Genomic DNA, 6,518 nt, shown 5'->3' on the forward strand with positions numbered 1-6,518 from the left:
CCACCTGCTGGGTCCGCAGGTGCCACAGGCGGTGCTGCCCCGGGTGCTTGCCAGGCCCGGGATGCTCGGCTGCGAGCAGGTATCCGTGGTCGTAGTGGCCGACCGCGGTCGCGCGGGTCAGCACCCGCGTCTCGGGCAGTTCGACGAGTTCCCGCACCGCCCGCCGCACCCACTCCGGACCGGGCAGGCCGTCGACCACCTCGTCGCCATCCAGCAGCGCGCCGCCGAGTTCCCGGTTGCGCTCCACCAGGATCACCCGCGCGCCGCTGCGACCGGCCGCGAGGGCGGCGGCGATCCCGGCGGGGCCGGCTCCGATCACGACCACGTCGGCGTGCCGGTACTTCTTGTCGCAGCGGGACTCCTCGCCCGCTTCGGCCCAGCCGACGCCGGAGAGCCTCGCCACTTCCAGACCGTCGCGCAGCTCCACTTCGGTCGCCGGCACCATCGGCTCGGGCTCGTCGAGCACCTGGACCATCGCGTTCGGCTCGCTCGCGTCGGCGGTGAGGATTCCGCGCGGGCGGCCGAGATAAGGCGACGGCGCGGCCTCGATCTCGCCCGCGGCCAGCAGCGCCGAAGCAAGCGTGTCGCCGGGATGCCCGAGCATCGGCGTGCCGTCCACGGTGAACCGGACCGTGCGGCTGCGGTCGATGCGGCCGCCGCTGCCGAGCCGGGTCATGACGTGATCTCGTTCGTCGCGGTGTCCCGGACCAGGTCGAACCAGCGCCTGCACCCCGCGGTGTGCACCCAGCGCTCGGCGAGGCTGCCGCTCGGATTTCCCCGCACGAACAGGTATTCCGCCCAGGCGGCGTCGTCCAGCCCGGCCGGGTCGGCCGGGTATCGGACGTGCGCCTGACCGCCGTAGCGGAACTCCACCTCGTCCCGCTCACCGCACCAGGGGCAAGGGATGCGCAACATCACGTCCCTCCACTTCGGATCATTTGGGCTCTTGTCTTCGAGCGGCGCGGCTGCGCCTTTTGCGTGGCGGCACGCTCTTGTGTTCGGCCTTGGAAGCGGCGCAGCCGCTTGCGGCGGACCACCTGAGCAACCGGCACCGCCGCGGGTTCTCAGGCGTCGTCTCGCGAGGACAGCTCAGACGCCGAGTAGGGCGCTACTTCAGGACGAGATCCCGCAGCGAGACGGCGTCTGAGGTTCCGCTAAGCGACCCACTACGCAAACCACCTTTCAAACATTCTTCAGTGCGCCACGGCAGCGGCGCCGTGTTCGTCGATGAGGGCCCCGGTGCGGAACCGCTCCAGCCCGTAGGGCTCGTTGAGCGGATGCGGCGCACCGGTGGCAACGGTGTGCGCGAACACCCGGCCGACGGCCGGAGTCGCCTTGAACCCGCCGGTGCCCCATCCGCAATTGACGAACAGGCCCTCCACCGGCGTGGGCCCGATGATCGGCGAGGCGTCCGGCGTGACGTCCACGACGCCCGCCCAAGTCCGGATCACGTGCGCCCGCGCGAACATCGGGAACAGCTCCACCGCCGCGGCGAGCTGCTGCTCCAGCACGTGCACCGACCCGCGCTGCCCGTAGCCGTTGTAGGTGTCGATCCCCGCGCCGAGGACCAATTCCCCCTTGTGCGCCTGGCTGCAGTAGACGTGCACGTGGTTCGACATCACCACGCACGGGTGCACCTGCTCCAGCAGCTCGGAGACCATGGCTTGCAACGGATGGCTCTGCAGCGGCAACCGCAGCCCGAGGGTCTCGGTGAGCGCGCTGGTCCGCCCGGCGGCGGCGAGCCCGACCCGGCCGGCGGCGATGTCCCCGCGCGAGGTCCGCACTCCCGCGACCCGCGCACCGTCCATGACGAACCCGGTGACTTCGCAGTTCTCGATCAGGTCGACGCCGAGCTGGTCGGCGCGCCGCGCCAGCGCCCACGCGACGTGGTCGTGCTTGGCGATCCCGGCCCGCGGCTGCCAAGTGGCGCCGCGGACCGGATATCGCTTGTGCGGCGAGACATCCAGCACCGGGCACAGTTCGGCGATCTCCTCCGGACCGACGAACTCGGCGTCGATTCCGTTGAGGCCGTTGGCGAACACCCGCCGCCGCGCGTCCCGGATCTCCTGCTCGGTGTGCACCAGGTTGAGCACCCCGCGCTGGCTGAGCAGGAAGTCGTGGTCCAGTTCGGTCGGCCAGCGCTCCCACAGGTCCAGGGCGTGCCCGTAGAGCGCGGCGCTCTCGTCGAGCAGGTAGTTGGAGCGGATGATCGTGGTGTTGCGGGCCATGTTCCCGCCCGCGAGCCAGCCGCGTTCCAATACCGCGACGTCCCGGATCCCGTGTTCCTGGGCCAAGTAGTAGGCGGTCGCCAGTCCGTGCCCGCCCGCGCCGACGATCACCACGTCGTAGCCGCGCTTGGGCTCGGCCGGACGCCACAGGCGCGCGGGAGGTTCCGGGAGTTCCGGAGCTTGTGGAGGGCGGGATCGCATCTGATCACCCACTCGGCGAGAACGCCAGATGTCCTTGTGCGGCAGAGGTTAGCCACGCCGGGTCACCGCGACAAGCGGGATCGCCTCAGTGGCCCAGCGATGTCGATCAAGCGCTCCGATCTAGCCACGGAAAGCCGATCATGCCAACGAAAATTCGCCCCTCCGTGTCCTTGACGCCCGCCCTGATCCAGGCGCACTGTTGCTCATAACGCAGCCAGTTGTGAGGAGCGCAACACCTCCGAAAGTCCCTCCGGAGGTGTTCCGCAGGCACCCGGACCGGTCGCGCGAGAGCGAATCTGCGTCAACCAAGCCGAAATCTTCCCGGAGTCCAGCACCGGTGCTCCGGAAACCAGATTCGTGAGCCAGGGGGCTGCACATGGACACCAGTGCGCGGATCATGATCGTGGGGGCGGGCGTCGTCGGCTGCTCCACGGCGTACCACCTCGCGCGCGCCGGGGTCACCGACGTTCTCGTCGTGGACCAAGGACCCTTGTTCGCCACCGGTGGTTCCTCTTCGCACGCACCGGGATTGGTGTTCCAGACCAACGCTTCGGAGTTGTTGACCAAACTGGCCGCCTACACCGTCGAGCGGTTCAGCGCCGAGGAACTCGACGGGCGCCGGTGCTTCCACCAGGTCGGCGGCATCGAGGTCGCGGCCACCGAAGCCCGCTGGGACGACCTGGAGCGCAAGCGCGGACTCGCCGCCGCGTGGGGCGTGCCCGCGGAACTGATCGGGCCGAACGAGGTGCACGACCGCATCCCGCAGCTCGACCCGTCCCGCATTCACGGTGGGTTGTACGTGCCCACCGACGGCATCGCGAAACCGGTGCGCGCGGCCGAGGCGATGGCCCGCGAGGCCACTCGCCGTGGCGTCCGGTTCCGGGGAAACACCGAGGTGATCGGGTTCGACGTGACCGGCGGCAGGGTCCGCGCGGTGCGCACGACCGACGGCTCGGTGGAGGTGGAGACGGTGCTGTGCTGCGCGGGGATCTGGGGGCCGAAGATCGGCTCGCTGGCCGGGGTGTCCATCCCGGTGCAACCGGTCGCGCACCAGTACGCGGTCACCGGCCCGATCGCCGATCTCGGCGCCAGCAAGGCCGCCGGCGGGGACGAGGTGACCCAGCCGCTGCTGCGCCATCAGGACTGCTCGATGTACTTCCGGCAGATCCACGACCGCTGGGGCATCGGTTCCTACCAGCACCGCGTGCTGCCCGTGCAGGCCGCGGACCTGGCGCCGAGCGCTCCGCGGGGCGGCGGCGCGGAGGCTCCGTCCGACGGCGGCGCGTGGAAGGGCATGTCCTCCGTGCACCCGTTCACGCCGCAGGACTTCAAGCAGCCCTGGGACGACGCCTGCGAGCTGCTGCCCGCGCTCGGCCGCGCGGAGATCGCGGAGGGCATGAACGGGCTGATGCTGTTCACCGCGGACGGGATGCCGGTGCTCGGCCCGTCCCGGGAGATCGACAACTTCTGGGTCGCCGAGGCGGTGTGGATCACCCACTCCGCGGGCGTCGGCCGGGCGATGTCGGAGTGGCTGACCGAGGGCTCGCCGCGGCTGGACCTGCGCGCGGCGGATCTGCGCCGGTTCGAGGAGTTCGCGCACAGCTCGTCCTACGTGGCCGAACGCAGCGCGCAGAGCTTCCGCGAGGTCTACGACGTGATCCACCCGCAGCAGCCGCCCGCGCGCCCCCGGCCGCTGCGCACCACCCCGTTCCACGAGCGGGAGGAACAGCTCGGCGCGGTGTTCCTGGAAGCCAACGGCTGGGAGCGGCCGCACTGGTACGACTGCAACGAACATCTCGTGGCCGGCCGGGAAATCGTCGCCCCCGGCGAGTGGGCGGGCCGCTACTTCTCGCCGATCGTGGCCGCCGAGCACCTGGCCGCGCGGGAGCGGGTCGCGATGTTCGACATGACCTCGCTGGCGCGCGCGGAGGTCAGCGGCCGCGGCGCGCTGGAACTGCTGCAGCGGCTGACCACCAACCAGCTCGACCGCAAACCCGGCTACGTGACCTACACGCTGATGTTGGAGCACACCGGCGGAATCCGCGCCGACATCACCGTCGCGCGGCTGTCCGAGACCGAGTTCCAGGTCGGCTGCAACGGACCCCGCGACATCGCCTGGCTGCGCAGGCACGCCGACGAGACCACGGCGGTCCGCGACATCACCGGCGGCACCTGCTGCATCGGCCTGTGGGGGCCGAAGGCGCGCGACGTGCTCGCACCGCTGGCCGACGAGGACGTCTCGCACGAGGCGTTCCGGTTCTTCCGCGCCAAGCGGCTGCACGTCGGCGAGGTGCCGGTGACCGCGCTTCGACTGTCCTATGTGGGCGAACTGGGCTGGGAGCTGTACACCTCGGCGGAGTTCGGCAGGCGGCTGTGGGACCTGCTGGCCGCCCAGGGCACCGAGCACGGGATCTTCCCCGCCGGGCGCGGCGCGTTCAACGGGATGCGGCTGGAGAAGGGCTACCGCGCCTGGGGCGGCGACATGTCCAGCGAGCACGACCCCGACGAGGCCGGGCTGGCGTTCGCGGTGAAACCGGACAAGGGCGATTTCGTCGGGCGCGACGCGCTGCTGCGGCGCCGGGAGCAACCCGTGCGGCGGCGGCTGTGCTGCCTGCGCATCGACGACGGCACGGTGCTGATGGGCTCCGAGCCGGTGTTCGCCGGCTCCGGGCGCACCGCGGCCGGGTTCACCACCAGCGCGGGCTACGGGCATTCCGCGGGCGCGAGCCTGGCCTACGCCTGGATCCCCGCGGAACTCGCCGAACCCGGCACCGAACTGCGGGTGTCCTACTTCGACCGGCGACATCCGGCAACGGTCGTCGCCGACCCGGTGTTCGACCCGGACATGTCCCGGATGCGCTGCTGAACCAGCCCGGCAACGGATCCGCCTGCCGAGAAACGCACAACCACCCGGTGATTCCGCCGAGGTGCGGCTCCCGCATCCCTCGCCGAGGCCGGGAAGTCAACCCACTCGCCGCTAAGGAGCATCAGCACACTTCTTTTTGATCTTTGTGAGGTTCCGCTACCGGCACCGCCACGCAAACCCACTCTGAAAGAACTTTCTAAGGAGCATCAGCCCATGGCCGTCAACCCGAATCCGGGCATCCTGCAGTACTCCCGGCTGCGCAAATCGCCGTTCTTCCACGCATCGAGGCAGCACGGCGTGGGCCTCTACAGCGTCTACAACCACACGTACCACCCCCGGCACTACGGTGACCCGGTCGCTGAATACTGGGCGCTGCTGGAGGGGGTGACGCTCTGGGATGTCGGGGTGGAACGGCAGGTCGAGATCACCGGCCCGGACGCCTTCGAGTTCACCAACATGCTGGTGCCGCGCGACCTGAACAAGTGCCGCGTCGGGCAGTGCAAGTACGTGTTCGTCACCGCCGAGGACGGCGGCATCATCAACGACCCGGTGCTGCTGCGGCTGGGCGAGAACCACTTCTGGCTGTCGCTGGCCGACAGCGACGTGCTGCTGTGGGCGAAGGGCCTGGCGCACAACCTCGGCATGGACGTGCAGATCCGCGAGCCCGATGTCGGGCCGGTGCAGGTGCAGGGGCCGAAGTCGCGCGACGTGATGGTCGACCTGTTCGGCGAGTCCATTTTGGACGTTCCGTACTACTACGCGGTGGACCGCGAGCTGAACGGGATGCAGGTCGTGGTCTCCCGCACCGGCTACACCGCGGAACTGGGCTACGAGATCTACCTGCACCACGCCAGCCGCGACGGCGTGAAGCTGTGGGAGACGATCTGGGAGGCCGGCGAGCCGCACGGGATGACCGTGATCGGCCCGTGCCACATCCGCCGCATCGAGGCCGGGATCCTGTCCTGGGGTTGCGACATCACCTATGACACCAACCCGTTCGAGGCGGGCTACGGCTTCGAGAAGACCTGGATGGTCGACCTGAACCAGGAATCCGACTTCATCGGCAAGGAGGCCCTGACCCGGATCAAGTCCGAAGGGGTGGCCCGCAAACTGGTCGGCGTGCGGATCGGCGGGCCCTCGATCGGTTCGTTCAACGACGGCAACATGATCGAGCCGTTCGACGTGCACGACCCGCACGGGCTGCGCATCGGCGAGGTCACCTC

At 69.9% G+C, this 6,518-nt stretch carries 5 protein-coding genes; 2 read left to right on the plus strand and 3 right to left on the minus strand.

The window, feature by feature from the left end:
- The 3 genes from IJH84_RS05665 to IJH84_RS05675 all read right to left on the minus strand — a co-directional run.
- A partial coding sequence (locus tag IJH84_RS05665) for a 2Fe-2S iron-sulfur cluster-binding protein (RefSeq protein WP_295141136.1) occupies nt 1-676 on the minus strand: 676 nt, incomplete at its 3' end.
- Nucleotides 673-915: a sarcosine oxidase subunit delta gene (locus IJH84_RS05670; protein ID WP_200071924.1), complete on the minus strand. Its 243-nt coding sequence runs from the start codon at nt 913-915 to the stop codon at nt 673-675. The genes IJH84_RS05665 and IJH84_RS05670, both read right to left, overlap by 4 nt.
- A gap of 278 nt (nt 916-1,193) precedes the next feature.
- Nucleotides 1,194-2,429 carry a sarcosine oxidase subunit beta family protein gene (locus tag IJH84_RS05675; protein ID WP_295141140.1) on the minus strand — a complete coding sequence of 412 codons (1,236 nt, stop codon included), beginning with the start codon at nt 2,427-2,429 and terminating at the stop codon, nt 1,194-1,196.
- A 376-nt stretch (nt 2,430-2,805) separates the two neighbouring features.
- Between IJH84_RS05675 and IJH84_RS05680 the strand changes: the two genes are divergently transcribed.
- Together IJH84_RS05680 and IJH84_RS05685 are read left to right on the plus strand one after the other, a co-directional pair.
- A complete protein-coding gene (locus tag IJH84_RS05680; protein ID WP_295141152.1) occupies nt 2,806-5,295 on the plus strand; it encodes an FAD-dependent oxidoreductase in 2,490 nt (829 codons plus the stop codon).
- A 213-nt stretch (nt 5,296-5,508) separates the two neighbouring features.
- Nucleotides 5,509-6,518 (plus strand): glycine cleavage system protein T (locus tag IJH84_RS05685; RefSeq protein WP_295141154.1); only part of this gene is annotated, 1,010 nt, incomplete at its 3' end.

The organism is Saccharopolyspora sp. (assembly GCF_017434145.1).
Classification (GTDB): domain Bacteria; phylum Actinomycetota; class Actinomycetes; order Mycobacteriales; family Pseudonocardiaceae; genus Saccharopolyspora_C; species Saccharopolyspora_C galaxeae.

Bases quoted from the DNA above. Each gene is read 5' to 3' on its own strand.
- IJH84_RS05670 (WP_200071924.1), bottom strand. From the start codon at position 915: ATGTTGCGCATCCCTTGCCCCTGGTGCGGTGAGCGGGACGAGGTGGAG.
- IJH84_RS05675 (WP_295141140.1), bottom strand. From the start codon at position 2,429: ATGCGATCCCGCCCTCCACAAGCTCCGGAACTCCCGGAACCTCCCGCG.
- IJH84_RS05680 (WP_295141152.1), top strand. From the start codon at position 2,806: ATGGACACCAGTGCGCGGATCATGATCGTGGGGGCGGGCGTCGTCGGC.